The following is a 26,194-nucleotide window of genomic DNA, read 5'->3' on the forward strand; positions in this document are numbered from 1 at the left end:
GCCCCGTGCCCCAGGAATACCGTTGGCCGCAGGCGTGGGTCCCTGATGAGCGACACCTGGTGCGATACGCTCAGCTGGACCAATTGAATATCACTCTCCGTGAAAGGTGCGAAGATGTCCGATCCGAACGCTCAGCCGCCCGTCGACCCAGCGAAGGGCGGGTCGGTTCCGCCTGCAGGAGACGGCGCGACGCCCCCTCCCGCAGCTCCGCAGCAGCCGCCTGCAGGCGCCTACCCGCCCCCGCCCGCCGGTGGCTACGCGCCGCCGCCGCCCGCTGCCGGCTCCTACCCGCCGCCGCCCGCAGGCGCCCCGCAGTACCAGCAGCCGTACGCCGCCGCTCAGCCCATGAGCCCGTCGGACGAGAAGCTCTGGTCGACGCTCATCCACATCGGTGGGATCTTCTTCGGATTCATCCCCCCGCTGATCGGCTACCTGGTCCTCAAGGACCGTGGCCCGTTCATCAAGGCGCACACGCTCACCGCGCTGAACTTCCAGCTGACGATGCTGATCGCGCTCGTGGTCGGCTCGATCCTGACGATCGTCGTCGTGGGTCTGTTCATCATCATCGCCGTCTACGTCGTCGTGATCGTGTTCAGCATCATCGCCGCGATCAAGGCGAACAAGGGCGAGCTGTACAGCTACCCGCTCACGATCCAGTTCATCAAGGCCTGATCCGTCGAGTCGCCTGAGAACAGCCCCGTCCGGTCCGCCGGGCGGGGCTGTTCTGCGTCTCGGGTGGCGTCAGTCGCCGACCAGACGGCGGACGACCGCGTCGGCGAGGAGCCGTCCGCGGCGCGTGAGCTCCAGCCGTCCGAGCAGGGCCTGGCGTGCGTCGACCAGTTCCTCGGCGATGAGCCCGGCGACCGCTGTGCGAGCCTCGGGGGCGAGCGTCCGGATGGGGATGCCGTCCCGCGTGCGGGTGAGCAGCAGGATGCGTTCGAGTTCACGGGTCTCGTCGTCCAGGGTCTCCCGCCCGGCGGCCGGCGACTCCCCCGCCGCGATCCGCTGGGCGTACGCCGCCGGATGCTTGACGTTCCACCAGCGCACCCCGCCGACGTGGCTGTGCGACCCCGGGCCCACACCCCACCAGTCCTCGCCGGTCCAGTAGGAGAGGTTGTGCCGGGAGCGGTGCGTGTCGTCCGTCGCCCAGTTGCTGACCTCGTACCAGCCGTAGCCGGCCTCGGTGAGGAGGTCGTCGGCGAGCTCGTACATGTCGGCCTGCAGGTCTTCGTCGGGGGTCCCCACCACGCCCGAGCGGATCTGGCGCGCCAGTTTCGTCCCGGGTTCGACGATGAGCGAATAGGCCGATACATGGTCCGGTGCGCAGGCGATCGCCGTCTCGAGTGAGACGCGCCAGTCGGCCAGGGTCTCCCCCGGCGTCCCGTAGATGAGGTCCAGGCTGACGCCGAGGCCGGCCTCGCGAGCCCACTGCACGACGAGCGGCACCCGAGCCGGATCGTGCGTGCGCTCGAGGGTGGCGAGCACGCTCGGCACCGCGGACTGCATCCCGAAGGAGACCCGGGTGAATCCGGCTTCGGCGAGCGTGCGGAGGTAGGCGGCGTCGACCGAGTCGGGGTTCGCCTCGGTCGTCACTTCGGCGCCGGGCGCGAGGTCGAAGTTGTCCGTCACGCCACGGAGCATCCGGACGAGGTCGTCAGCAGGCAGGAGGGTCGGCGTGCCGCCACCGAAGAACACGGTCGAGACCGGTCGGTCGGGGACGGTCGATGACGCCAGGACGGACTTGCCGAAGCGGAGTTCCGCGACCGCCTCGTCGGCGTAGTCAGACTGCTTCGCGCCGCGGAGCTCGGTCGCCGTGTAGGTGTTGAAGTCGCAGTAGCCGCATCGGACCCGGCAGAACGGGACGTGCAGGTAGACCCCGAAGTTGCGCTCGTGGGCTCCGACGGCCGCCGTCTCCGGGAGGAGTCCGTCGGACGGGGCCGGATCGGCGAGTGGGAGGGCGCTCGGCACGGTCCGTCGCTCAGACGCCGCGCGACGGCAGGAGTGCGCGGAGGTAGGCGTCGTTCATGGTCTTGCGACGACGCTTGGAGCCGACGAGCTTCGCTGCACCCTTCGTCGGGCGGAAGAACGAGCGCACGACGATCCAGACGGAGTCGTCCTCGCGCTGCTCGATCGTGAAGGACTGCTCGCCGCTCTCCGGATCGCCCTCCATCGTGCCGATGGCCAGGCTCACGTGACCCGGCTCCTCGGTGACGGAGATGACGCGATGCGGCCCGACGAGCGGTTCCCCGCCGACGGCGCCGGCGAAGACGACCGTCGTGCCCGGGGTGATGAACGGCGTGCCGTCCTCGGCGAAGCGCTGCTCCTCGTGCGTCTCGATGGGCTCCAGCGGCGTACCGTCCTCGGCGAAGGCGATGCCGCCGTACTGCACGCCCGTGCCGGGGTGCACCTCGGAGATCTCCACGCCGCTCGAGCGGTGCAGTCCCCAGGTGAGGAGGGCGCTGCTCGCGAGGGCGAACCGCTCATCACCGCTCCCGAGGCGGAACTCGTCCTCCGACGGCACGTAGCCCTCCGGCGGGTACTGCATGAGGTCGGTCCGCTGGGTGGCGCCGACGGCCGCGTAGTCGACCGCTTCGTCCTCGAATGAACTGCGTCGTGCGTTCACTTCTTGTCCTTCGTCTCCACGTCCCCGGAGAGCGCTGCGATGAACGCCTCCTGAGGCACCTCGACCTTGCCGACCATCTTCATCCGCTTCTTGCCCTCCTTCTGCTTCTCGAGGAGCTTGCGCTTGCGGGTGATGTCACCGCCGTAGCACTTGGCCAGGACGTCCTTGCGCATGGCACGGACCGACTCGCGGGCGATGATCCGCGCACCGATGGCGGCCTGGATCGGCACCTCGAACTGCTGGCGCGGGATGAGCTTCTTCAGCCGCTCGGTCATGAGCACACCGTAGGCGTACGCCTTCTCGCGGTGGACGATGGCGCTGAACGCGTCGACCTGGTCGCCCTGCAGCAGGATGTCGACCTTCACGAGATCCGCGGCCTGCTGGCCGGAGGGCTCGTAGTCGAGCGACGCGTACCCCTGCGTGCGGCTCTTCAGGTGGTCGAAGAAGTCGAACACGATCTCACCGAGCGGCATCGTGTACCGCAGCTCGACGCGGTCCTCGCCGAGGTACTCCATGCCGAGCAGGGCGCCGCGGCGGCTCTGGCAGAGCTCCATGATGGTGCCGACGTAGTCCTTGGGGGCGAGGATGCCCACCTTGACCATCGGCTCCGACACCTCGAGGATCTTGCCGGAGGGGAACTCGCTCGGGTTCGTGACGGTGACGACCTGCTTGTCCTCCGTCTTCACCTCGTAGGTGACCGACGGCGCGGTGGCGATGAGGTCGAGGTCGAACTCGCGCTGCAACCGCTCGGTCACGATCTCGAGGTGCAGGAGGCCGAGGAAGCCGACGCGGAACCCGAAGCCGAGGGCGACGGAGGTCTCCGGCTCGTAGTTGAGCGAGGCGTCGGAGAGCTTCAGCTTGTCGAGCGCGTCGCGCAGGATCGGGTAGTCGCTGCCGTCGATGGGGTACAGACCGGAGAAGACCATCGGCTTCGGGTCGGTGTAGCCCGGGAGGGCGTCGGTCGCCGGCTTCACCGCGGTCGTGACGGTGTCGCCGACCTTCGACTGCCGGACGTCCTTCACGCCGGTGATGAGGTAGCCCACCTCACCGACGCCGAGGCCCTTCGTGGGCGTCGGCTCAGGCGAGCTGACGCCGATCTCGAGAAGGTCGTGCACCGCGCGCGTCGACATCATCTGGATGCGCTCGCGCGGACTCAGCTGGCCGTCGATCATGCGGACGTAGGTGACGACGCCACGGTAGGTGTCGTAGACGGAGTCGAAGATCATGGCGCGCGTGGGTGCGTCCGGGTCGCCAACGGGGTTCGGGATGCGTCCGACGACGCGGTCGAGGAGGTCCTCGACACCCATGCCGGTCTTGCCGGACACCCGCAGGACGTCTTCGGGCTCGCCGCCGATGAGGCTCGCGAGCTCCTTCGCGTACTTGTCGGGGTCGGCCGCCGGGAGGTCGATCTTGTTGAGCACCGGGATGATCTCGAGGTCGTTCTCGAGAGCGAGGTAGAGGTTCGCGAGTGTCTGCGCCTCGATACCCTGTGCGGCGTCGACGAGGAGGATCGCGCCCTCGCACGCGGCGAGCGACCGCGAGACCTCGTAGGTGAAGTCGACGTGCCCGGGGGTGTCGATCATGTTGAGCGCGAAGGTCTCGCCGTTGAGCGACCACGGCATGCGCACGGCCTGGCTCTTGATGGTGATACCGCGCTCGCGCTCGATGTCCATGCGGTCGAGGTACTGCGCCCGCATGTCGCGGTCCGAGACGACCCCGGTGATCTGCAGCATACGGTCCGCGAGGGTCGACTTGCCGTGGTCGATGTGGGCGATGATGCAGAAGTTCCGGATGAACGCCGGGTCGGTCGATGCCGGCTCGAGGGCCTTCACTGCTTGGGGGCTCACGCGTTCCTCGGGGTCAGGGGTGGAATCGGGCAACCCTCATTGTCCCACGGCGGGGAGCACCCGCGCTGCGGTACCCTGGATTGCCAGAACTCTGCCCGACTGGTAATGTTGCCTGTTGGCTTGCGTGTGAGTTGAGACCACACGAGAACTCGCTTGAAGACGCCCTCTTCCGTCCGACGGCACCGAACATCATTTCCTCGAACCGAAAGTTGACCCAACGTGGCAAACATCAAGTCGCAGATCAAGCGCATCGGCACCAACAAGAAGGCCAACGAGCGCAACAAGGCCGTCAAGAGCCAGCTGAAGACCGCCATCCGCGCAACCCGTGAGGCCGTCGTCGCCGGTGACAAGGCTCAGGCCGAGTCCGCACTCAAGCTCGCCTCGAAGAAGCTCGACAAGGCCGTGAGCAAGGGCGTCATCCACGAGAACCAGGCAGCGAACCGCAAGTCGGCCATCGCCAAGCAGGTCAACGCGCTCTAAGCGACACCAGCTGCAAGGCCCCGGCGTTCCTCGGAACGTGCGGGGCCTTTCGCGTCCCCGGTGCATGCTCGTCTCTGAGCACACCGCAGTCCCTGAGCGCACACCCGTCCCTAAGCGCAGACGGGTCCCTGAGCGCACACGGGTCCCTGAGCTTGTCGAAGGGCCGCCCGCCACCACGGCCAGCTCGACGTTCTACCGCCTCGACGGGTTACCGCTCTGAGAGATCGACCCCGCGTGCCGCGATGACGCCGACGAGCCGCTCAAGCGCGAACACCGGGTCGCGGCTCGCGCCCTTCACGCCGGCGTCGGTTTCTGCGAGCATCTGCACCACGCGGCCGATGCCGGCGTCCGTCCAACCGGACAGGTCCCGACGGGCGCGGTCGACCTGCCACGGCGCGAGACCGAACTGCTGGGCGATCTGCCCGGACCCGCCGCGTGCCGACGACACCTTGGCCATCGTGCGGATCTTCATCGCGAACGCGGCGACGATCGGCACCGGGTCGGCACCCGAGTCGAGCGCCTGCCGCAGGGCGAGCAGCGCTTCCCCGTGGCGCCCGGCGATCGCGGCGTCGGCGACGTCGAACGCGCTCGTCTCGAGACGACCGCCGTAGTACTTGTTGACCGTCTGCTCGGTGATCTCCTCGGACGCGTCGGCCATGAGCTGACTGCACGCGGCTGCGAGCTCGGCGAGGTCGTCGGAGAAGGCGCCGACGAGTGCACGGAGCGCCTGGGGCGTGATCCGCCGACCGGCCGTCTTGAACTCAGCCGCGGCGAAGTCGGCCTTGTCGCTGTCCCGCTTGAGTTCGGTGCAGACGATCTCGACACCGCCACCGGTGCCCGCGCGGATGGCGTCGAGCAGCTTCTTGCCGCGCACGCCTCCGTTGTGCCGCAGCACGAGGTAAGCGCCCTCCGGCGGTGCTTCGAGGTACCGGATGGCTTCGATGAGGAACTGATCGGAGCACTTCTCGACCTGGCTGACGCGGACGAGCCGGGGCTCACCGAAGAGCGACGGGCTTGCCACCGTGAGCAGCTCGCCCGGGGCGTAGCTGTCGGCGGCGACGTCGTTGACCTCGAGCGAGGGGTCTTCGGAGATGAGGAAGTCGCGCAGCCGGCGGATCGCCCGGTCGGCCAGGAAGGACTCCGTGCCGGACACCAACACGATCGGCGCCGGGCGGATCTCCGACCAGCCGAGTTGCGGGATCGCCGCCGAGGCCTTGGCCGCCGTCTTCGCCTTCCCGCGACCGGCGGAACGTGGTGCAGCCACAGCGGCTCCTCTCGACCGTCCGAGTCTACCGGCGACCGCCGACGCCAGGTGGGGCGGTCGGCGGCTCACCCGCCGCGCTCCGACCACACGCGGAACCCGCCGCCGTCGCCTGGGCCGAGGACGATGGTCCCCGACTCGTCCGTGCGGAGGACCTCGGCCCCGGTGGCCTCGTAGAGCTCGAGCGCTGAGCGTGTCGGATGCCCGTAGCCGTTGTCGGCCCCGACGGAGACGAGCGCCACCGTCGCGCCCACCCGGCGCGCCAGGCGGTCGCTCTGATCGGCCGAACCGTGATGCGACACCTTGACGATGTCGACAGCATCCCCGAGTGCGTGCCGTCCGAGCAGTCGGTCCTGTGCCTCCTCACCGAGGTCGCCGAGCAGCAGCACCGATGTGGCGAGCAGGTCGAACCGGACCACCACGCTCGCGTCGTTCCCCGGTTCGACGCCGCCTGCCGCGGGGTCCGGCCACAGGACGCGCCATGGCGCCGCGCTCTCCGGATCCCCCAGCACCCCCTGGTCTCCGGCGCCGGCCTGTCGCACCTCGGCGCCGGCCGCTCGGAGCACTCGGGCGATGCGCTCGTCCTCCGGGTCGTCGACCGGCCCGAGCAGCACCTCGTCGACCCTCCCGACGACCGCGTCGAGGCCTCCGACGTGGTCGAGGTCGTAGTGGGTGAGGACGAGCATCTCGATGCGAGAGACCCCGAGCTCGTCCAAACACGCGCGGAGCGGTTCTGGGTCGGGCCCGACGTCGACGAGCGCGGTGGCGGTGCCCTGTCGCAGGAGGACCGCGTCGCCCTGACCGACGTCGCAGGCGGCGACGATCCAGTCGCCCGGCCGGTGCAGGGCCGGGCCGAGTCCGTCCCCGACCGCCCGACCGCACAGTGCCACGAGCGACACGACCACCGCCACCCCGATCGTCCTCGACCACCGCGGAGGCAGACCCCGACGGAACAGCAGGAGCGTGGCGATCAGGGCCGTCGGCACGGTGACGAGCACGACGCCCAGCGGCCCCTCCGGCCACGGCACCCGCGCAGCAGGGACGCCCTCGAACCACCGGGCCACCGCGGCGATCCAGGTCGCGGGCACCCACCCGAGCCACGCGACGAGCAATGCGAGTGGTGGTGCGAACGGGACCAGCAGGCAGGCGAGCAGCCCGAGCATGGTCGCGGGCGCGGCGGCCGGACCCGCGAGCAGGTTCGCGGGGACACCGCCGAGCTGGATCACTGGGTCGAGGAGGACGAGCATCGGCTGGCAGGCGAGCTGGGCGGCCGCCGGGATCGCGATGAGAGCCGCGATCCCCCGCGGCAGCCACCTACCGAGCAGGTCCGTCAGGGGTCCGCTCAGGAGCAGCAGACCGCTGGTGGCGAGCACCGAGAGCCCGAAGCCGTACTGCCCGGCCAGCCAAGGGTCGGCGACGAGGAGGACGACCACTGCCAACGACAGCGCGGCGAGGCCCCTGATCGGCCGCCCGAAGCCGCCCAGCACCAGCACGAAGGAGGCCATGAGTGCCGCCCGTTGCACGCTCGGTTGGGGCGTCACGAGGACGACGAAGGCGATGAGGCACAACAGGGCGCACGAGATCCTGAGCTTCCGCCCACCGCCGACCGCTGCGACCGCTGCGCTGACCAGCCACACGATGACCGCACAGTTCGCGCCCGACACGGCCGTCAGATGTGAGAGTGAACTGCGCTGCATCGACTCCGTGACCGCGTCGCTCACCTGGCTCACATCGCCGATCGCAAGGCCGGGCAGTAGTTCCCCGCCCGGGCCGGGCAAGGTGGACGCGAGCCCGACGAGGCCGGAACGGAGCGACGCCGACCAGTCGAGGATCGCCGGCGGCTCCCCCAGCAGCTCGGGTTCCTCCCGCGCGAAGAGCAGCGCTGCCCGCGCATCACCCGGTGCATTCCATCGGAGGGGGCCGTCGACGCGCCAGCGCTCACCGATCCTCGGCGCCCGATCCGCCGGCACCGGCGCGAAGACGAGGACCGGGACCGAGAGTCCCTCCAGGACTCCCCTGTCGTCCGAGACCGTCACCAGGTCGGCTGCGAACCGAACCGTGGGTGCAGCCGTGACCGACCCGGTAGGAACCGCGTCACCGGTCACCACGACCTCGGCATCCACGGGCGTGCTCCCGAGCGCTAGCAGCGCCTCCGGCTGCCGGTCAGGCGCGCGTGCGGCGATCGACGCGGCGACCATGCAGAACAGCGCCGCGGCGCAGGCGCAGAGCAAGAGTGTCGTGATGACGACAGCCCCTGTCCGACGCTCCCCGGGGCGATGCTCCGCACGGCGACGCCGGACGACCGTGCTGCACCCGAGGCAGGCGGAGGCGACGACGAACGCGACCAGTACCGCACCCCAGGCCAGCGTCGGAGCCGCGCTGCAGACGGCCGCACCGACCCAGGTGACCGCCGCCGGGATCAGCAGGCGTGGGAACCGCGTCGCGCTCCCACCTCGCCCGGATGTCGGTCCGGTGTCCGCGTCCACGGTCACACCGTCGCCGCCGCGCGAAGCCCCTCGAGGGTCTTCGCGCCGATGCCTTCGACGGCGCTCAGGTCGTCGAGGGTGGCGAACGGTCCATTCGCCTCCCGCCAGTCGACGATGCGTGCAGCGAGGGCCTCCCCGATCCGCGGGAGTGCGGTGAGTTCGGCCGCGGATGCCGTGTTCACGTTGACGAGCTGCGAGCCGGACGGACTCCCGGCAGCCGACCCGCTCGCGCCTCCGCCAGGTGGCACCTCGCCGACCACGGGGACATAGAGCTGCTCGCCATCGTTCACGAACCGTGCGAGGTTCACGGCACTGGTGTCCGCTTCCGGTAGGAGGCCGCCGGCGGACGCCACCGCATCGAACGCACGTGATCCGTCCGGCAGCCGATAGACACCAGGGGCCGCGACCGCTCCGAGTACATGGATGAACAGTTCGCCGGCCGCCGAGCCGGCGGGCGCGGTCGATCCCGGTGTGACGGCGGGCACGGCGCTCGCGTCAGCCGACAGCTCCACCCCACCGATCGTCCTGACCGCCCCGCCTGAGGTGAACAGCGAGACGAGGATGGCGACCACGAGCGCCGCGATCACCAGCACGACGACCGCCCCGGCGCGGAACTCCGGGCGCGGTAGCTCACCGAGCAAACGGCGCGTGGACGAACGCCTGGACGGCACCGGGTGGGACGTGGGTTCCGGTTCGATGGTCATCCTCGAACGCTACGAGCCCGGACGCCCCGCACCACACGCTCGCCGTCGCCATGGGCACCGACCGCACCGCGACGACCCCTGTGGAGCGCGTTCGCCTGGGATGCAGAATGCAGTCAGCTCACCGAGCGCCTCGGTGTTGACTGGTCGTCTTCCGACCGGGGGGGGTCAGGCCACTCTGGCTGGCTCAGCCCGCTCTCGCGTCGAAGACTGCCCGAACCAGATCCACAGCGGGCGAGCGGTCACGACGATGAGCACCGCGAACAGGCTCTGATTGATGACGCCGAACCACGAGAGTCCGCCGAGCAGAACGAAGACGGTCCAGTTCACGGCGATGTCGGCGACGATCACCGCGATACCGAGCACGATGCCGGAGCGCCGTCGAAGGACGATCAACACAGCGGTGATGGGGTCCAAGACCGTGAGTGTCACCCAGAACAGCCGGACGCCGGGCGGGAAGCCGCCGTAGACGTCCAACCCGCCGAGGATCAAATCCGCAGTGTGCGTGGTCGTTCCGATCAGGAAGCCGATCACCCACAGGATCTGGAACACGCGGAGCGCTTGTACTGATGGGGAGAGAGCGGTCACCCGGTCATGCTATCGAGGAGGCACAGGCAAGCGGTCGGGACGCGATCCGAGAACACCCTGCCGTGGATGGGACACGGGGTCCGACTCGATGGTCGTCCCCGAGCGCTCCGAGCGTGTTCGGGACGGGCCACAGGGCCCGCCCCGAACCGCATCAACCCTTCGTGGCGATGCTCACCACGCGCGGCGCACGCACTACGACGTTGACGATCTCGCGGTCGCCCACGGAACGCTGCACTGCCGCACTCGCGCGTGCGAGCTGCTCGAGCTCCTCGCCGGAGATCTTCGGCGACACCTCGAGCCGTTCGCGGACCTTGCCGTCGACCTGGACCACCGCGGTCACCTGGTCCTCGACCAACAGCGACCGGTCGGCCTTCCGCCACGGCACCAGCGAGACGGACGGCTGGTAGCCGAGCTTGGCCCACATGTCCTCGGCGGTGAACGGTGCGAAGAGGTCGAGCGCCATGGCCGTGACCTCGGCGGACTCGCGCACGGCTGGGTCGCCCGCGCCGGGCCCGGCGTCGATCGCCTTCCGCGTCGCGTTGACGAGCTCCATGAGCCGTGCCACGACGACGTTGAACTTGCCCGCCTCGATGAGCCCTGGAGCCTCCGCGAGGAAGTGATGCGTGACCTTCCGCAGCTTCTCGTCGCCGTCCTTCCAGGCGACGTCGGGCGAGCTGGTGACGTCGTGCGCGACCCGCCAGGCGCGTGCCAGGAACTTGGCCGAACCGGCCGGCGAGACGTCCGCCCAGTCGATGTCGTCCTCCGGAGGACCGGCGAACGCCATCGTGACGCGCAGGGCGTCGGCGCCGTACGACCGCAGCTCCTGGGCGAACTCCACCAGGTTGCCCTTGCTCTTGCTCATCTTCGAACCGTCGAGGATGACCATGCCCTGGTTGAGGAGCGCGCTGAAGGGCTCGGTGAAACCGACCTTGCCAAGGTCGAACAGGACCTTCGTGATGAACCGCGAGTAGAGCAGGTGCAGGATCGCGTGCTCGACACCACCGACGTACTGGTCGACCGGGGCCCACTTGTCGGCCTCCTTCGGGTCGAACGCGATCTCGTCGGAGGTCGGGTTCAGGAACCGGAGGAAGTACCACGAGCTGTCGACGAAGGTGTCCATGGTGTCGGAGTCGCGCTTCGCAGGCTTCCCGCACGACGGGCAGTCCACGTTGATCCAGTCCTCTGCCGCCGCGAGCGGGCTCATGCCCTTCGGACGCAGGTCGAGACCCGCGGCGTCCGGCAGCCGCACGGGGAGCTGATCCTCGGGGACCGGCACCTCGCCACAGGCGTCGCAGTGGATGATCGGGATCGGCGTGCCCCAGTAGCGCTGTCGCGAGATGAGCCAGTCGCGGAGACGGTAGTTCTTCGTCTTCGCGCCGAGACCGCTCGACGCGAGCGCCGCAGTGACCTTCGGGATCGCGTTCGCCTTGCTCAGGCCGTCGAACGGGCCGGAGTTCGTCAGGCGACCGTCGCCCGTCAGCGCGACACCCGTCTTGGCGGGATCGATCGACGGGAGGTCCTCCGGCAGCTCACCGTCGACGATGATCGGGATGGCACCGGTGACGGGCTGGGTGGTGTCCACCACAACACGCACGGGCAGGTCGAACGCCCGCGCGAAGTCGAGGTCGCGCTGGTCGTGCGCGGGAACCGCCATGATCGCCCCGTGACCGTAGTCGGCCAGGACGTAGTCGGCCGCCCAGATCGGCAGGCGCTCGCCACTCAGCGGGTTGATCGCGTAGCGCTCGAGGAACACGCCGGTCTTCTGGCGGTCGGTCGCGAGCCGAGCGATCTCGCTCTCACCCTTGACGCTGTCGAGGTAGGCCTGGAAGCGCCCCTTGACCTCGTCGGAGGTGTCGGCGACGAGCTCGGCTGCGAGCTCGGAGTCGGGCGCCACGACCATGAACGTCACGCCGTACAGCGTGTCGGGGCGGGTCGTGTACACGGAGACCGGCTCTGAACGACCCTCGATGGAGAACGAGACGTCCGCACCGTTGGATCGACCGATCCAGTTCCGCTGCATGCTGAGGACCTTGGCCGGCCAGGTGCCCTCGAGCTGGTTGAGGTCGTCGATCAGGCGGTCCGCGTAGTCGGTGATGCGGAAGTACCACTGCGTGAGCTTCTTCTTCGTCACCTCGGCGCCGCAGCGCTCGCAGTGTCCGTCGACGACCTGCTCGTTCGCGAGCACGGTCTGGTCGTTCGGGCACCAGTTGACGGGGCTCGCCTTCCGGTACGCGAGGCCCTTCTCGAACAGCTGGAGGAACAGCCACTGGTTCCACCGGTAGTACTCGGGGTCGCTCGTGTGGAGCTCGCGGTCCCAGTCGAACGAGGGGCCGTACTGACGGAAGCTGGCCTTCTGCTGCGCGATGTTCGCGTAGGTCCACTCGCGCGGGTCGACACCGCGCTGGATGGCCGCGTTCTCGGCGGGGAGACCGAACGAGTCCCAGCCGATCGGGTGCAGGACGTTGAAGCCCTGGTGACGCCAGTACCGCGCGACGATGTCGCCGAAACCGAACGCCTCGGCGTGACCCATGTGCAGGTCGCCCGAGGGGTACGGGAACATGTCGAGCACGTACTTGCGCGGACGTTTGTCGGCGGGATCGCCCGCTGCGAAGGGCTTCAGCTCGTCCCAGACGGGAAGCCACTTCTCCTGGATCGCCTGGAAGTCGTACCGCTCGCCGTCTCGGCGGTCGTCGGTGTTGCGCTCGTCTGACACGTCACTCTCAATCACTGCAGGTGCTGGGGGTGGAATCCCGTGGGTTGCTCGCACGGCGCTCGGCCGCAGGATGGACGGGCTGGAGCGCACGACGGCGCTCCGTCCAACGGTCAAGCCTACCGGGATTCGGCAGGCGGACGTCCGACGCCGAGTGCTGCCAGCGGGGCCGCCGCCTTGGTCCACGTCTCCTCGAGCTCCTCCCGGGCGTCGGACAGCGCCGTGATGCCACCACCCGTGCCGATCGACGCACCCTGCGGATCGATCACGATCGAGCGGATGACCATGGCGAGGTCCATCGATCCGTCCGCGGACAGCAGGCCGAAGGCACCGGCGTACACCCCGCGCGGCCCCGCTTCGAGGTCGTACAGCAGCTCCATCGCCCGGCGTTTCGGGGCCCCGGTCATCGATCCGGCCGGGAACGCGACCTCGACGACGTCGAGTGCATCCAGCCCTGCGCGCAACCGTCCCTCGACGGTGCTGACGAGTTGGTGCACCTGCGGGTAACTCTCGACGTGGTGGAGCGCCGTCACCGCCACGGAACCCAGCTCGCAGACTCTGGAGAGGTCGTTCCGCATCAGATCGACGATCATGAGGTTCTCAGCGCGCTCCTTGGGACTCGCGAGCAGATCGGCGCGCTGACGGGCGTCCTCCTCGGGATCGGCGCCTCTCGGCCGGGTCCCCTTGATCGGCTTCGTCCGGACGCGGCCGTCGGCCGAGACCTCGAGGAACTGCTCCGGAGACGCGCTCGCGAGACTGATCGAACCGAACCGGAGGAAGCCGCCGTGGTGCGTGGGGCTCGTCCTGCGCAGCAGCAGATAGGTCGCGAGCGGGTCATGGACCCCGTCGACGCGCAGGTGGTTCGTCAGGCACAGCTGGTAGGCGTCCCCACGGGTGATGTGTTCCTGGCACCGCTCGACGAGCCGCACGTATGCGGCGTCGCTGTGGCGAGGCGCGCAGACCCCGCCGGCAGCCTCGGCCACGGGAGGAGGCTCGGCCGCCGTGCTGAGCCGCTCGACGGTCGTCGCGATCCAGTCGGGATCGTCCGACGAGATCGTCACCGTCCGCGCCGCATGGTCGAACCGCACCTGATCGTCGAGGCGCAGGAAGAGCGCATCCGGGGTGGCGGCCGCGTGTGCAGGAACCCCGACGAGCCCTGCCCCCGACTCGTAGCCGAACCACCCGACCCAATCGCCCGGGTCGCCCTCCGCACGCACGGTGCGGAGGGCGTCGAGGATCGTCGTCCGGTCGACCGAGGCTGACACCTGGCTGACGCGCTCCACCGTGCCGAGCCGGACGTCCGCGACGAGGCGTTCGGTCCCGCGTCCGATGAGACTGACGCCGGTCCGGGCGCCCTGGCCCGAATCCAACCAGGCCGCCCAGGGCTCGTCAGCGAACACGCGGCGGTAGACGTCCTCCGGCTCGGACCAGGCCGGGAGGACGACCTGCCGGCGTGCTCCGGTGGATCGCATCAGCCGACGGCCGCGATCGGCGGCGCGACGATCCGGAGGCGACCGGTCACGAGCTCGTCGGGAACCGGCGTGTGCGAGATCACGATGACCGCACGACCCTCGGATCCCGCGACACCGAGCAGATCCTCGAGCAAGGCGGTCGCACGCTCGGGATCGACGTTGGCCGTCGGCTCGTCGAGCACGAGCACGGGGAACTCGCGGAGGAGCGCACGGGCGAGGGCGATGCGCTGCGCCTGCCCCCCGGAGACGAGCGCGCCGTGCTCCCCCACCGGGCGGTCGAGTCCACCACGCTCGGCGAGCCAGGACGAGAGCCCGACCCGCTCGAGTACGGCCTCGAGCTCCGCGTCGTCGGCCGTGTCCCTCGCGAAGAGGAGGTTCTGGCGGATGTCTGCGTCGAAGAGGAACGGACGCTGCTCGACGAGCCCGATCGACTCGCGCAGCGTGTCCGGACGGAGGTCGCGTGCCTCGACGCCGCCGACGCGGTACCCACCCTCGTACTCGAGGAAGCGGACGAGGGTGTGCGCCAGGGTGGTCTTCCCGGCTCCGCTGTCGCCTTCGACGAGCAGTCGGTCGCCGGCCGACAGCCGGAAGCTGATCGGTGCGAGCGCCGCCGCCGTACTCCCGGGCCAACGTGCGCTGAGGTGCTCCGCCTCGAGCATGACGCCGTCGAAGGTCGGCGTGAGGATGCTGCCGGAGTCCTCGTCCGGGATCTCGCGTGGGCGCTCGCTCGGGACCGCGTCCGCCACGCGCTCAGCACTCGCGACCGCTTCCCGCCAGGCCCCGAACGCGAGCGGCACCATCGCGCAGACCTCGAACACGGCGAGCGGGACGAGGACGATCACGGTGAGCGCCGGGCCGCCGATCGTTCCCAGTGCAGGCATGCCTGCCCAGAGCGCCGCGACGACGGACGCCCCGGAAGCCAGGGAAAGGACGGCGCCGGCCACCCCAGCGCCCGCGGCCCGCCGCACCATCGCGCGCGTGAGTGCCGCGTCGGCATGTTCGATCCGTGCCCGCGCGGCATCGACCGCGCCGTAGGCGGTCAGCACGTCGAGACCGGTCACGAGCTCGAGCAGGGCTTCCGACAGCGCACCGCGCAGCGGCGCGAGTTCGCGTTCGGCGCGCGCCGCCACCCGACTCACGAGCAACCACGAGACGAGGAATGCCGCGACGAGGCAGACCGCGAGCGCGATCCCGGCGGCCGGGAGCAGCGCGGTCGTGAGGATGACGGAGGCTCCGGCGACGACACCCGACACCACCAGTGGTTGGACGACCCGCAACGGCACGTTCTGCAGCTCGTCCACATCGGTCACCAGGCGGGTGAGGAGGTCGCCCCGCCCGGTGAGCTGCAGTCCGTCGGGAGCCACCGGGATGACGCGTTCGATGATGCCGGCGCGCAGCTGCGCCAACTGACGGAATGCAGCATCGTGGCTCAGCAGGCGTTCGAGGTACCGGAAGGACGCCCGGGCCAGCGCGAACGCGCGCACCCCGACGACGGCGACACCCAGCTCGACGATCGAGGGCTGCTCGGCGGCCTTCGTGATGAGGAACGCGCTCGAAGCGAGGAGCGCTACGGCGGCCCCCGCGGAGAGGATGCCGGCCAGGAGTCCAGGGACGAAGCGGCGAGCCGGTGGCTGCGCCAGTCGGATGATCTGTCGGACGCGCTCATCCATGGAGCATCACCTCGTCGTCCTGGACGCGTTCCGACCGCACGCGGATCTCGAGCACGGCATCCGCGTGTTCGACGATCGACGGTCGGTGGGTGATGACGATCACGACCGCCCCGGCCCGAGCGGCGTCGCGCGCGGCCTCGATGACGAGCGCCTCGGACGCGGCGTCGAGCGCCGAACTCGGTTCGTCGAGCAGCAGCACCGGCGTTCCGGCATCCGCCGGGGTGCGCCGCAGCCGGTAGAGGGCCCTCGCGATCGCGATCCGTTGCGCCTGCCCACCGCTCACGCCGTCGCCGACCGCGCCGATGGGGTGTCCGAGCGGCAGCGCGGACAGCCCGAGTGCCGACAACGCCTCGACGATGAGCGCCTCGTCAGGGGCGCCGTCGCCCAGCGCGACGTTGCTGCCGACCGTCCCGGCGATGAGGACCGGACGCTGCGGCGCCCACGACAGCCAGCGTCGTCCGCCGGGCGTGGGCGGCACGCGTCCGCCGTCGTGCAGGATCGATCCGGTGGCGTCCACGAATCCGAGGATCGCGGACGCCATGCTCGTCTTCCCGGCTCCGCTGGCGCCGACGACAGCCGTCAACACGCCGGCCGGGAACGTCGCGTCGAGGCCGTCCAGCACCCGCAGCTCGTCGTACTGCACGCCGAGACCGTCGAGTACCAGGCCAGACGTCGGGCGAGCGGAGTCGCCGACCGTTGCAGAATCGCCGACCTGATCAGGAGCCGACGGCGATTCGCGCACGGCCTTCGCTTCGTCGAGGATCTCGAAGACCTCGTCGGCGGCGGTGACGCCCTCCGCGGCCGCGTGGTAGTTCGCACCGACGTTCCGCAGTGGCAGGAAGGCCTCCGGGGCCAGGATCAGCACGAAGAGCCCGGTTCCGAGGAGGAGCGAGCCGTCGAGGAGCCGCAGGCCGATGCCGACCGCGACCACGGCGACCGCGAGACTCGACAGCAGCTCGAGGGCGAAGCCGCTCACGAACGAGAACCGCAGGACCTTCATCGTCTCGACGCGGTACTCCTCGGTGACGGTCCGGATCCGCTGCACCTGCCGGTGCTGCCGTCCGAACAGCTTGAGGGTCGCCATGCCCGCGACGAGCTCCAGGAACCCGCGCGACAGGTGGGCCAGGGTCTCCCACTGGCGCCGCTGCACCGCCTGGGTCGCGAATCCGATGAGGATCATGAAGACGGGGATGAGCGGGAGCGTCACGATCACCGTGATGCCGCTGAGCGGGTCCTGGACGAAGATCACCGCCGCGATGATCGGCATGGCGATCGCCGTGAGGATGAGCTGCGGGACATAGCGACCGAAGTACGCGTCCAGGGCGTCGAGCCCGCGGCCCGCCACGGTCGTCAGTGCGGCGGAGTTCCGACGCGAGACCCACCCCGGCCCGAGCGTCTCGAACGCACCCGCGAGGGCCCGCCGCAACTGACTGCGGACGATCGCGGAGCCACGGGCGTTCACCGAGTCGGATGCCAGGACGGTCCCGGCACGCAGCACCACGATGCCGATCAGCAGCCAGAGCGACGGCAGGAGCTCCTCGACCGGATCCCCCGCGATCGACCGGGACACGAGCTGGGCGACGAACCAGGCGAACCCGAGCGTGCAGGCGGTCTGGACGAGCGCGATGACCGCGCCGAGTCCGAGGACCGACCGGGCTCCGCGGGCATAGCGGAGCAGTCGCGGATCGAGGGGGCGCACGATGACAGGTTAGTGCGCGGCGGCTTCGATGTGCTTCCGCGTGATGCGCTTGCGGAACACCCAGTACGTCCATCCCTGGTAGGCGAGGATCAGCGGCAGGAAGATCAGGGCGGTCCACGACATCACCGTGAGGGTGTACTCGGTCGAGGAGGCGTTCGCGATCGTCAGGCTGTTCGCCGGGTCGTTGCTCGCCGGCATCACCGCTGGGAAGAGCGCGGTGAACAGGGTGAGCACGGCCGCCGCGACGGTCACGGCCATGAGCGCGAACGCACGGCCCTCCAGCCCTCGGCTGTTCGCGAACCAGGCGCTGATGAGCGAGACCGCGGCGATGGCGGCGAGGATCAGCACCGGGAGCGAGAAGTGCGCGAGGACGGTCCAGCCGAGGAACGACGCCGCGAGGAGGATCGCGACAAGCCCGGCACGGCTCGCGAGGCGGCGGGCGCGCTCGCGGATGTCGCCCTCGGTCTTCAGCGAGGCGAACACGGCTCCGTGGGCGAAGAAGAGCACGAGCGTCGTGAGACCACCGAGGATGCCGTACGGGTTGAGCAGGGTGAAGAGCGTGCCGGTGAAATTGTGGTCGGCGTCGAGCGGGACGCCCTGGACGATGTTCGCGAAGGCGACGCCCCAGAGGAAGGCCGGCAGGGCCGAGCCGACGATGATCATGAGGTCGAAGCGCCGTTTCCAGGAGGCTTCCGGCCGCTGGTGCCGGTACTCGAACGACACCCCTCTGATGATGAGCGCGAGCAGGATGAACAGCAGCGGGAGGTAGAAGCCGCTGAACAGGGTCGCGTACCACTCGGGGAAGGCGGCGAAGAGGCTCGCACCGGCGACGATCAGCCAGGTCTCGTTGAGGTCCCAGACCGGCCCGATGGTGTTGATGAGCATCCGGCGGTCGGTCTCGTCCTTCCCGAGGAAGGGGATCGTCATGCCGACGCCGAAGTCGAAGCCGTCGAGGACGAAGTAGCCGACGAACAGTGCGGCGATGATCCAGAACCAGAGAATCGTGAGGTCCATGATGCGCTCCTAGTAGACCGTGGTCGCGGGGGCGGCGGGCTTCTGCACGCCGTCCTCGTCGGGTTCGGACAGCTCGATCGGGTCGGGCCCGGCCTTGATCGTCTTCTTCAGGAGGCCGAACTCGACGACCAGCAGCGATCCGTAGACGACGGTGAAGGCGATCAACGAGATCAGGACGTCGAGGCCGGTGGTGTTCGGCGAGACCGCGTCCTCCGTCTTCAACAGGCTGAAGACGATCCACGGCTGGCGGCCCATCTCGGTGAAGACCCAACCCATGGTCATGGCGAGGAACGGCATCGGGACGGCCCAGACCGCAACGCGCCACATCCAGCGCTTCGGCTCGCGGCCCTTGCGGGTGAACCAGAGACCGGCGGCCGCGACGAGCATCGAGGCGAGGCCGAGACCGATCATCCAGCGGAACGCCCAGTAGGTGACCCAGATGACGGGCGAGTAGTCGCCCGGACCGTAGAGCTGGGTGTACTGCGCCTGCAGGTCGTTGATGCCCTCCACCGTGCCGTCGAAGGTGTGGGTCGAGAGGAACGACAGGAGGTACGGGATACGGATCGAGAAGAGCTCGTGGACGCCGTCGGGCGTGCCGAGGGTGAAGATCGAGAACGAGGCGTCGGCACCGCTCGCCGTGTTGTACATCGCCTCCGCAGCCGCCATCTTCATCGGCTGGGTCTCGACCATGGCGAGGCTGAGCTGGTCGCCGGCGAGCATGGTGGCACCGCCCGCGAGGAGCATGCTCCACGCTCCGACCTTGAGCGCCGGGCGCATCGCCTCGACGTGCTGGCCCCGGGCGAGGTGCCAGGCCGCAGCGGTGATGATGACGGCTGCGGAGACCATGAAGCACGCGAAGATCGTGTGCGGGAAGGCTGCCAGGGCGACCTTGTTGGTCAGCAGCTCCCAGATGTTCGTGAGCTCGGCGCGACCGCGCTCCTCGTTGATCCGGAAGGCGACCGGGTTCTGCATGAAGGCGTTCGCCGCGATGATGAAGTAGGCCGAGAGTACGGTGCCGAGCGCCACGATCCAGATGGTGGCGAGGTGGAGCTTCGGTGACAGCTTGTCCCAGCCGAAGATCCAGAGCCCGATGAACGTCGCCTCGAGGAAGAAGGCGAGCAGGCCCTCGAGTGCCAGCGGTGCGCCGAAGACGTCGCCGACGAACCTGGAGTAGGTGGACCAGTTCATGCCGAACTGGAACTCCTGGACGATGCCCGTCACGACGCCCATGGCGAAGTTGATGAGGAAGATCTTCCCGAAGAATCGGGTGAGCTGCAGGTAGTGCAGCTTGCCGGTCCGGACCCAGGCGGTCTGGAACCCTGCGACCGTCACCGCCATGCCGATGGTGAGCGGTACGAAGATGAAGTGGTAGACGGTGGTGAGGCCGAACTGCCATCGGGACAGCAGTAGCGGGTCGAGAAGGTCGTTCACGATGAACACTCCATTTTTCGCGGCATCCAGGGAAGGCGGCGCAGGTGCGGCCCGATCGGGGTGGTCATCCCCGTGGCTTCGATCCATGTCGTCGAGATCAATGGTACAGGACTTCACGCCTGTGGTCAGACCACACATCCAAGGGTGTCCTAACAGGCGTTTCCGAGCCGCTCCCACAACCGCGGCAGTAGGCTCTGAGCCGTGAACGACGTGCTCGGCTGGCTGCTCGACCTGGTGCAGAGCGTCGACCCCGTGACGCGCACGATCCTCGCCGGCGTCGGCATCATGCTCGAGACCTCGGTCCTCGTCGGCCTCGTCGTCCCGGGCGACACGGTCGTCATCGTCGCCAGCACCGCCGTCGTCGGACCCGTCCAGTGGATCTCGATGATCCTGGCCGTCATCACCGGCGCGCTCATCGGTGAGTCGGTGGGCTTCGCGCTCGGCCGCTGGTTCGGCCCGCGCATCCGTGCCAGCAGACTCGGCCGCCGGATCGGCGAGCGGCACTGGGCCCGGGCCGAGCGCTATCTCGACCGGCGGGGCGGCATCGCCGTCTTCATCTCGCGGTTCCTCCCGGTCCTGCACTCGCTGATCCCTCTCACGGTCGGGATGAGCACGATGAGCTACCGACGCTTCATCTCCTGGACGCTGCCCGCCTGCGTCATCTGGTCCTCGGCCTACGTCTCCGTCGGCGCACTGGCCGCGGGCAGCTATCGCGAGCTGTCGGACCGACTCCATTGGGCGGGCTACGTCTTCGTCGGCATCATCGTCGTCTTCGCCGTCGTGGTCCTCGTCGTGAAGCGACTCCTCCAGCGGAGCGAGGAGCGACACATGCTGGCCCAGGAGGACGCGACACCACCCGACGACGACTCGACGCCCCAGTAGCAGACGACCGTCATCGCCGCGAGACGGCGGGCCGGACGCACCGGCATGACAGACTGAACGGGTGAAGGCATCCGACGATCGTCCAACGGCCTCCTCCGACGCCGCCGAGCAGATCCGGCACTTCGCCGCACGGATGGAGGACGCCGTCCAGTTGCGCCGCCAGCGTCGTGCGAGGCGGCACGGACGCGAGGCGGCGGTCATCCCCTTCACCGGCTACGGATCGACGTCCTGGATCCGTGTCCTGGCCAGGGTCGTCCTGGCGGAACCGGGTAAGACCACCGTCCAACCGCAGCAGAAGGTGCGCGGCTGGAAGAGCTTCTTCGCGCTGAGCATCGCCGACCCGACGGTCGAGGTGGAGGTCGACGGGCAGCGTCACACGGTCACGGGCGATCGAGGCGGAGTGGTCGACGCGGTGGTCCAGGTGTCACTCACCCCCGGCTGGCACACCCTCAGACTGAGCTCGGAGGGCAGCGACCCGGTCGAAGCCCCGGTCTTCATCGTCGCCGACGACATCGAGTTCGGCATCGTTTCCGACATCGACGACACGGTGATGGTGACGGCACTCCCCCGCCCGCTCGTCGCGGCCTGGAACACCTTCGTCCTCGACGAGCACGCCAGGACACCGGTACCAGGTATGGCGGTCTTCCTCGAGCGCACGGCGCGTGAGCACCCCGGTTCGCCGATCATCTACCTCTCCACCGGCGCCTGGAACGTCGCGCCGACGCTCACCCGGTTCCTCTCCCGCAACCTCTACCCGGCCGGCGCCCTCCTCCTCACCGACTGGGGCCCGACGCACGACCGGTTCTTCCGCAGCGGTCGCGAGCACAAGCGCAACAACCTCGACCGGTTCGCCGAGGACTTCCCTCGTCTGCGGTGGCTGCTCGTGGGCGACGACGGACAGCACGACGAGGCCCTCTACCGGAGCTTCGAGGAACGCCACCCCGACCGCGTCGCCGCCGTGGCGATCCGTCAGCTCTCCCCCGGTGAAGCGGTGCTCGCCGGTGGACGCTCGAAGGTCGGCACCCAGCACGCGGGCGCCCCCTGGGTCTACGCGGGGAACGGCGCAGAACTGCTCGACCAGCTCCACGACAAGCTCTGACGGCACCGATGTCCGTCGTCCCCGTCCTGCGCACCAGATCGCGCCTGCCCCTGCTCCAGGTGCTGAAGACGGCGCTGGCAGCCATCGCGTCCTGGATCGTCGCGATCACGATCATCCCGGGCCAGCTCCCGGTCTTCGCCGCCATCGCAGCTATCCTCGTGGTGCAGCCGAGCGTCAACCAGTCGTTCGGGAAGGCGCTCGAGCGCAGCCTCGGGGTCATCACCGGCGTCATCCTCGCGACGGCCATCGGGATCGTCTTCGGACACTCCGCCTGGATCGTGCTCCTGGCCATCGTCATCTCCATCCTGCTCGGATGGGTCCTCCGCCTCGGGCCCGGATCCGCGAACCAGATCCCGATCAGCGCGATGCTCGTGCTGTCGATCGGCGCTGCGACCCCGGACTACGCGGTCGCGCGGATCGTCGAGACCGTGCTCGGTGCGGGCATCGGGCTCCTCGTCAACGTCGTCCTCGTCGCACCGGTCCTCCTCGCTCCCGCGAAGGCGGCGGTGACCGCCCTCGCGCTCGCGTGCGCCGACACCCTGGACCATCTCGCCACCTCACTCACGCGTGCGAACTCGGACGCGGATCTGGTGGCGCTGCTCCAGGAGGCCCGCGCGCTGAAGCCCCTGCGCGACCGGGCGATCGCCGCGGTGAAGGAAGGCGATGACAGCCTGCTGCTCAACCCGCGCCGATCGAGGCACCGTGACGAGCTCGACCGTCAACGCCTGCTGCTGCGTCGACTGGAGCCGGTGGTCACGAGGACCCTCGGCATGGCGCGATCGGTGCACGACCACGACGACCCGACCCTGCACGAGGAGCCGACGGTGGCGGACATCGCGGTCGAGCTCACGCGAGCGGCCCACGACCTCAGGCTGCTCGTCAACGATCGTGCCACGTCCGACGAGCCACCGACCGAGACCGCGGAGATCCCAGCACTGACCGCTCCCCTCGTGATCGCCCGCCCGCACCCCCAGCACTGGATCCTGATCGGGTCGCTCATGGAGGACCTCCGCCGCGTACGCGACGAGATCGTCGGCGAACCGACCTGAGTCGGCCGGATGCACGAAGGGCCGGCGGAGCGACGCTCCACCGGCCCTTCGACGTCCTGGGACTACGCCTGGTGCGCGGCCTGCAGTTCAATGGTGATCGTGACGTCGTTGCCGAGCAGCACGCCGCCGGTCTCGAGCGCCGCGTTGTAGGTGAGGCCGAAGTCCTCGCGGTTGATCTTGGTGGTCGCCGTGGCGCCGAACTTGTAGTTGCCGTAGGGGTCGGTCGCGAAGCCGCCGAACTCGACGGTGAAGGTGACGGGCTTGGTCACGCCCTTGATCGTGAGGTCGCCGTCCACGAGGAAGTCGTCGCCCTTGGCGCGGGCGCCGGTCGAGACGAAGTCGATCGTCGGGTAGGTCTCGGCGTCGAAGAAGTCACCGGTGCGGAGGTGACCGTCGCGGTCGGGCTGGTTCGTGTTGATCGATGCGACCTCGGCGGACGCGGTGACCTTCGTCTCGAGGGGGTTCTCCGGCGTGACGAACGTCGCGTTGAAGCGCTCGAACTTGCCCTTGACCTTCGAGACCATGATGTGGCGGATGCTGAAGCCGACCTCGCTGTGCGTGGTGTCGACCTCCCAGGTGCCAACCTTGTAGCCGGGAATCGTCAGGGTGTCGGTCATGCGGTACTCCTTGCGTCGATGTCGGCGCACTCGCGCCACGTTCTATTCAAACGCACGGACCTGGAAGCTATTCCCACATCCCCGAGAAATTCTCCTCACCGACATCAGCGCGACATCGGCCGGAGCGACGGCAGGCCGAGCCGGACGCGGAGCAGTCGGTGCGCCGCATCGGCGACCGTCGACTCCGGAATCCTGCCTGACCGGACCGCGGCGGCGATGTCGGCCACGAGTACGGCCGGGTCGACACCGTTCGACGACGGGTCAGCCCCGAGGACGAACAGCAGCATCGTGTTCCCGGCGGCCACGGCGCGGATCGCGTTCTCCGAGGGGTTCCGGTACTCCGCCAGGCCGGTGTGCTGCAGCATGAGCATGTCGTCGGTGATCGTGATGCCGGTGAAGCCGAGGTCGTTCCGGAGGCGCTCGTGCCACGCCGCCGACAGCGTCGCCGGCGCGGCGTCGACCGCCGAGTAGACCAGATGGCCGAACATCACGACCTCGGCCCCGGCCTCGATACCGGCGACGAACGGCAGGGCGTCGGTCGCAGCCCAGTCCGCGGCACCGATGGCCGTCGTCGGGACCGTCGAGTGCGAGTCTCCCGGCGCCTGCCCGTGGCCGGGGAAGTGCTTCAACGTGCTGAGCACTGCGCCCCGCTCACCACGGACGGCCGCGGCCACCCGCTCCGCCGAGGCATCCGGCGTCGTCCCGAGGGCACGGTCGAAGATGAAGGAGTTCGGATCGGCGGTCTCGTCCGCGACGATGCCGAAGTTGACGGAGCAACCCGTACCGGCGAGCATGGCCGCTCGCTGGCGGAACGCTTCCTCGCTCGCAGCGGGCGCTTGCGACTTCAGGGTGTCGGCAGCGGCGAAGACGTCCTCGTCGATGCGCCGGACATCGCCGCCCTCCTGGTCGATGCCGATGAGCAGCGGCATGGTCGGGTCGGGGCTGAGGGCACTCGTCACCGCAGGCAGCCCCGCGAGGCCCGGCACGTTGTCGCCCATGATGATGAAGCCGCCCGGCTGATACCGCTCGACGAACGCCCTGAGCATGCCCGGGTCGGTTCCTGGAGCGTGGAGCATCAGCATGGACGCGATCCGCTGTTCCAGGGTCATCGCTGCGAGTTCGGCGGCCGCACGCTGGTCGGCTGCAGCCGGAGTCGTGCTCGTGGGACGGTTCGTCGGCTTCGAGGATCCGGGCCCCGTGCACCCGGACAGGCCGAGGACGGCACCCGCCGCCATCGAGGCGCCGACTGCGAGAAACCCTCGTCGTCCCAGCTGCACCGGCCCACTCTAGGCTCGGATCTTCCATGCAGGCTGGGCGTCGCTCGCGGTGTGGCAGGAGTGACGAATGTGACATCGACGGCTACACTTGCGTGGGTGACCGCCAGGATGGACGCATGCGCAAGCCGCTGACAGCCCTCTCGCCCCGCTCGAGGGGCATCTCGCGAGCCGCAGCCCTCGGAGCCGCGCTCGTCATCGCGGTGTCGGTTGCGAGCCCGGCGGCCGCCGTGACCCCCACCTCGTTCCGGACCGCCGACTACCCGAGCTGGGACGACGTCCAGGCGGCCAAAGCGAACGAATCGACCGCTCAGGCCGAAGCCGACCGGATCGTCTCCCTCCTCGACGGTCTGCGCGACGAATCCGCCCGGCTCGGCGACGAAGCCGTCCGCCAGGGTGCGGCGGCAGGTGAAGCGAAGGCGGCGTTCGAGGCGCAAGCCGCCGTCGCCGACACCATTAGTGCGCAGGCGACGGCCGCGGCGTCGGCAGCGGCATCGAGCAAGCGTCAGGCCGGCGCGGTCATCGCCCAGATGACCCGCACCGGAGGCGTCGATCCGACGCTCTCCCTCGTCCTCTCCGGTGCGGCCGACGACGACCTCCTCTCCAAACTCAGTGCGATCAGCAAGCTGAGCGAGACCTCGGCGCAAGACCTCGCGTCCGCGACCGCCGCGAGCAACACGGCGACCGCGCTCGCTGAGCAGGCGACGGCGGCGGAGACCGAACGTCAGCGACTCTCGGAGGCGGCTGATGCCAGCTACGAGACGGCGCAGTCCGCGAGCGACGCCGCAGATGCGGCGGTCGCCGAGCAGCAGGCCAATCGCGACCGGTTGTACCAGCAGCTCGCCGTCCTCAAGAACACCACGGCGGCGGTCGAACAGGCCTACGCGCAGAGCCAGGAGGCGATCGCGGCGGAAGAGCAGCGGCGCAATGAGGCGACCGGTGGCGAGGGTTCCACGAGCGCTCCGCCGCCGGACCTCGCGGCCGACCCGGCCGGCGCGAAGGCGTACGCGCAGTCCGCGATCGGCGCCTACGGCTGGGGTAGCGGAGAATTCCAGTGCCTGCTGCAGCTCTGGACCCGGGAGTCGAGCTGGCGCGTCAACGCCTACAACGAGTCCAGCGGCGCCTACGGCATCCCGCAGTCCCTGCCCGGGAGCAAGATGGCCAGCTCCGGCGACGACTGGCGCACCAGTGCGGCGACGCAGATCAACTGGGGCCTGAGCTACATCGACAGCCGGTACGGCTCCCCCTGCGGCGCGTGGGCGCACTCCGAAGCGACCAACTGGTACTGACG

General features: G+C 69.4%; 21 protein-coding genes. 6 read left to right on the top strand and 15 right to left on the bottom strand.

Going from position 1 to position 26,194, the window contains the following annotated elements; translation table 11 throughout:
* Positions 1–114 precede the first annotated feature (114 nt).
* On the top strand, positions 115–672 hold the full coding sequence (locus tag AC4PMY_RS00515) for a DUF4870 domain-containing protein (protein ID WP_234993956.1): 558 nt from the start codon (positions 115–117) through the stop codon (positions 670–672).
* Between the two features lie 69 nt (positions 673–741).
* On the opposite strand, the gene hemW is transcribed toward AC4PMY_RS00515, so the two are convergent.
* Genes hemW through lepA form a run of 3 tightly spaced genes read right to left on the bottom strand, consistent with a single transcriptional unit; the run spans position 742 to position 4,470 of the window.
* Positions 742–1,968: a radical SAM family heme chaperone HemW gene (gene hemW, locus AC4PMY_RS00520; protein WP_064295568.1), complete on the bottom strand. Its 1,227-nt coding sequence runs from the start codon at positions 1,966–1,968 to the stop codon at positions 742–744.
* A gap of 10 nt (positions 1,969–1,978) precedes the next feature.
* Complete coding sequence (locus AC4PMY_RS00525; RefSeq protein ID WP_064295569.1) at positions 1,979–2,623, bottom strand: DUF1990 domain-containing protein; 645 nt, start codon at positions 2,621–2,623, stop codon at positions 1,979–1,981.
* Entirely contained in the window at positions 2,620–4,470 is a 1,851-nt protein-coding gene (lepA, locus tag AC4PMY_RS00530; RefSeq protein ID WP_064295570.1) for a translation elongation factor 4, read from the bottom strand. The genes AC4PMY_RS00525 and lepA overlap by 4 nt, the downstream gene beginning before the upstream one ends.
* A gap of 219 nt (positions 4,471–4,689) precedes the next feature.
* Here lepA and rpsT point away from each other — a divergent pair, with 219 nt between their 5' ends.
* Complete coding sequence (gene rpsT / locus AC4PMY_RS00535) at positions 4,690–4,950, top strand: 30S ribosomal protein S20 (RefSeq protein WP_064295571.1); 261 nt, start codon at positions 4,690–4,692, stop codon at positions 4,948–4,950.
* 208 nt (positions 4,951–5,158) lie between these two features.
* Here the strand turns inward: rpsT and holA are convergent, their stop codons facing one another.
* The 10 genes from holA to AC4PMY_RS00585 all read right to left on the bottom strand — a co-directional run bounded on the left by holA (position 5,159) and on the right by AC4PMY_RS00585 (position 19,982).
* Positions 5,159–6,214, bottom strand: coding sequence for a DNA polymerase III subunit delta (gene holA / locus AC4PMY_RS00540; RefSeq protein WP_491621760.1), 1,056 nt, complete (start codon positions 6,212–6,214; stop codon positions 5,159–5,161).
* 65 nt (positions 6,215–6,279) lie between these two features.
* Positions 6,280–8,697, bottom strand: a complete 2,418-nt coding sequence (locus AC4PMY_RS00545) for a ComEC/Rec2 family competence protein (RefSeq protein WP_491621761.1) — start codon at positions 8,695–8,697, stop codon at positions 6,280–6,282.
* Positions 8,698–8,699: 2 nt separating this feature from the next.
* Positions 8,700–9,401 carry a ComEA family DNA-binding protein gene (locus AC4PMY_RS00550; protein ID WP_083397264.1) on the bottom strand — a complete coding sequence of 234 codons (702 nt, stop codon included), beginning with the start codon at positions 9,399–9,401 and terminating at the stop codon, positions 8,700–8,702.
* Between the two features lie 165 nt (positions 9,402–9,566).
* Complete coding sequence (locus AC4PMY_RS00555; RefSeq protein WP_491621762.1) at positions 9,567–9,986, bottom strand: hypothetical protein; 420 nt, start codon at positions 9,984–9,986, stop codon at positions 9,567–9,569.
* A gap of 151 nt (positions 9,987–10,137) precedes the next feature.
* Positions 10,138–12,699 carry a leucine--tRNA ligase gene (gene leuS, locus AC4PMY_RS00560; protein WP_071260817.1) on the bottom strand — a complete coding sequence of 854 codons (2,562 nt, stop codon included), beginning with the start codon at positions 12,697–12,699 and terminating at the stop codon, positions 10,138–10,140.
* 116 nt (positions 12,700–12,815) lie between these two features.
* Positions 12,816–14,168 (bottom strand): anthranilate synthase component I family protein, encoded by a 1,353-nt coding sequence (locus AC4PMY_RS00565; RefSeq protein WP_079002341.1) that lies wholly within the window; start codon positions 14,166–14,168, stop codon positions 12,816–12,818.
* Complete coding sequence (gene cydC / locus AC4PMY_RS00570) at positions 14,168–15,838, bottom strand: thiol reductant ABC exporter subunit CydC (protein ID WP_079002340.1); 1,671 nt, start codon at positions 15,836–15,838, stop codon at positions 14,168–14,170. The genes AC4PMY_RS00565 and cydC overlap by 1 nt, the downstream gene beginning before the upstream one ends.
* Positions 15,831–17,537, bottom strand: a complete 1,707-nt coding sequence (gene cydD, locus AC4PMY_RS00575) for a thiol reductant ABC exporter subunit CydD (protein ID WP_079002339.1) — start codon at positions 17,535–17,537, stop codon at positions 15,831–15,833. Before cydD ends, cydC begins: the two co-directional genes overlap by 8 nt.
* A gap of 9 nt (positions 17,538–17,546) precedes the next feature.
* Positions 17,547–18,551, bottom strand: a complete 1,005-nt coding sequence (gene cydB, locus AC4PMY_RS00580) for a cytochrome d ubiquinol oxidase subunit II (RefSeq protein ID WP_064295578.1) — start codon at positions 18,549–18,551, stop codon at positions 17,547–17,549.
* Between the two features lie 9 nt (positions 18,552–18,560).
* Complete coding sequence (locus AC4PMY_RS00585) at positions 18,561–19,982, bottom strand: cytochrome ubiquinol oxidase subunit I (protein WP_079003899.1); 1,422 nt, start codon at positions 19,980–19,982, stop codon at positions 18,561–18,563.
* Positions 19,983–20,183: 201 nt separating this feature from the next.
* On the opposite strand from AC4PMY_RS00585, the gene AC4PMY_RS00590 reads away from it, so the two are divergent.
* From AC4PMY_RS00590 to AC4PMY_RS00600, 3 genes are all read left to right on the top strand, one after another.
* Complete coding sequence (locus AC4PMY_RS00590; RefSeq protein WP_079002338.1) at positions 20,184–20,864, top strand: DedA family protein; 681 nt, start codon at positions 20,184–20,186, stop codon at positions 20,862–20,864.
* A 133-nt stretch (positions 20,865–20,997) separates the two neighbouring features.
* The gene (locus AC4PMY_RS00595) at positions 20,998–21,963 is read left to right on the top strand and encodes an App1 family protein phosphatidate phosphatase (RefSeq protein WP_079003898.1); all 966 of its coding nucleotides are present in this window, start codon (positions 20,998–21,000) and stop codon (positions 21,961–21,963) included.
* A gap of 8 nt (positions 21,964–21,971) precedes the next feature.
* Positions 21,972–23,012 (top strand): FUSC family protein, encoded by a 1,041-nt coding sequence (locus tag AC4PMY_RS00600; protein ID WP_491621763.1) that lies wholly within the window; start codon positions 21,972–21,974, stop codon positions 23,010–23,012.
* A 62-nt stretch (positions 23,013–23,074) separates the two neighbouring features.
* Here AC4PMY_RS00600 and AC4PMY_RS00605 read toward each other — a convergent pair whose 3' ends face one another.
* A complete protein-coding gene (locus tag AC4PMY_RS00605; RefSeq protein WP_064295582.1) occupies positions 23,075–23,629 on the bottom strand; it encodes a YceI family protein in 555 nt (184 codons plus the stop codon).
* Positions 23,630–23,733: 104 nt separating this feature from the next.
* Positions 23,734–24,906, bottom strand: a complete 1,173-nt coding sequence (locus AC4PMY_RS00610) for a glycoside hydrolase family 3 N-terminal domain-containing protein (RefSeq protein ID WP_491621764.1) — start codon at positions 24,904–24,906, stop codon at positions 23,734–23,736.
* A 116-nt stretch (positions 24,907–25,022) separates the two neighbouring features.
* Here AC4PMY_RS00610 and AC4PMY_RS00615 point away from each other — a divergent pair, with 116 nt between their 5' ends.
* On the top strand, positions 25,023–26,192 hold the full coding sequence (locus AC4PMY_RS00615; protein WP_491621765.1) for an aggregation-promoting factor C-terminal-like domain-containing protein: 1,170 nt from the start codon (positions 25,023–25,025) through the stop codon (positions 26,190–26,192).
* The last annotated feature ends 2 nt before the right edge of the window (positions 26,193–26,194 follow it).

It is taken from the genome of Plantibacter sp. MDV22-iso1 (assembly GCF_058408345.1).

Coding starts and splice junctions, on each gene's coding strand:
- AC4PMY_RS00515 (WP_234993956.1), top strand. CDS start 115: ATGTCCGATCCGAACGCTCAGCCGCCCGTCGACCCAGCGAAGGGCGGG.
- AC4PMY_RS00550 (WP_083397264.1), bottom strand. CDS start 9,401: ATGACCATCGAACCGGAACCCACGTCCCACCCGGTGCCGTCCAGGCGT.
- AC4PMY_RS00565 (WP_079002341.1), bottom strand. CDS start 14,168: ATGCGATCCACCGGAGCACGCCGGCAGGTCGTCCTCCCGGCCTGGTCC.
- cydC (WP_079002340.1), bottom strand. CDS start 15,838: ATGGATGAGCGCGTCCGACAGATCATCCGACTGGCGCAGCCACCGGCT.
- cydB (WP_064295578.1), bottom strand. CDS start 18,551: ATGGACCTCACGATTCTCTGGTTCTGGATCATCGCCGCACTGTTCGTC.
- AC4PMY_RS00595 (WP_079003898.1), top strand. CDS start 20,998: ATGGAGGACGCCGTCCAGTTGCGCCGCCAGCGTCGTGCGAGGCGGCAC.
- AC4PMY_RS00600 (WP_491621763.1), top strand. CDS start 21,972: ATGTCCGTCGTCCCCGTCCTGCGCACCAGATCGCGCCTGCCCCTGCTC.
- AC4PMY_RS00605 (WP_064295582.1), bottom strand. CDS start 23,629: ATGACCGACACCCTGACGATTCCCGGCTACAAGGTTGGCACCTGGGAG.
- AC4PMY_RS00615 (WP_491621765.1), top strand. CDS start 25,023: ATGCGCAAGCCGCTGACAGCCCTCTCGCCCCGCTCGAGGGGCATCTCG.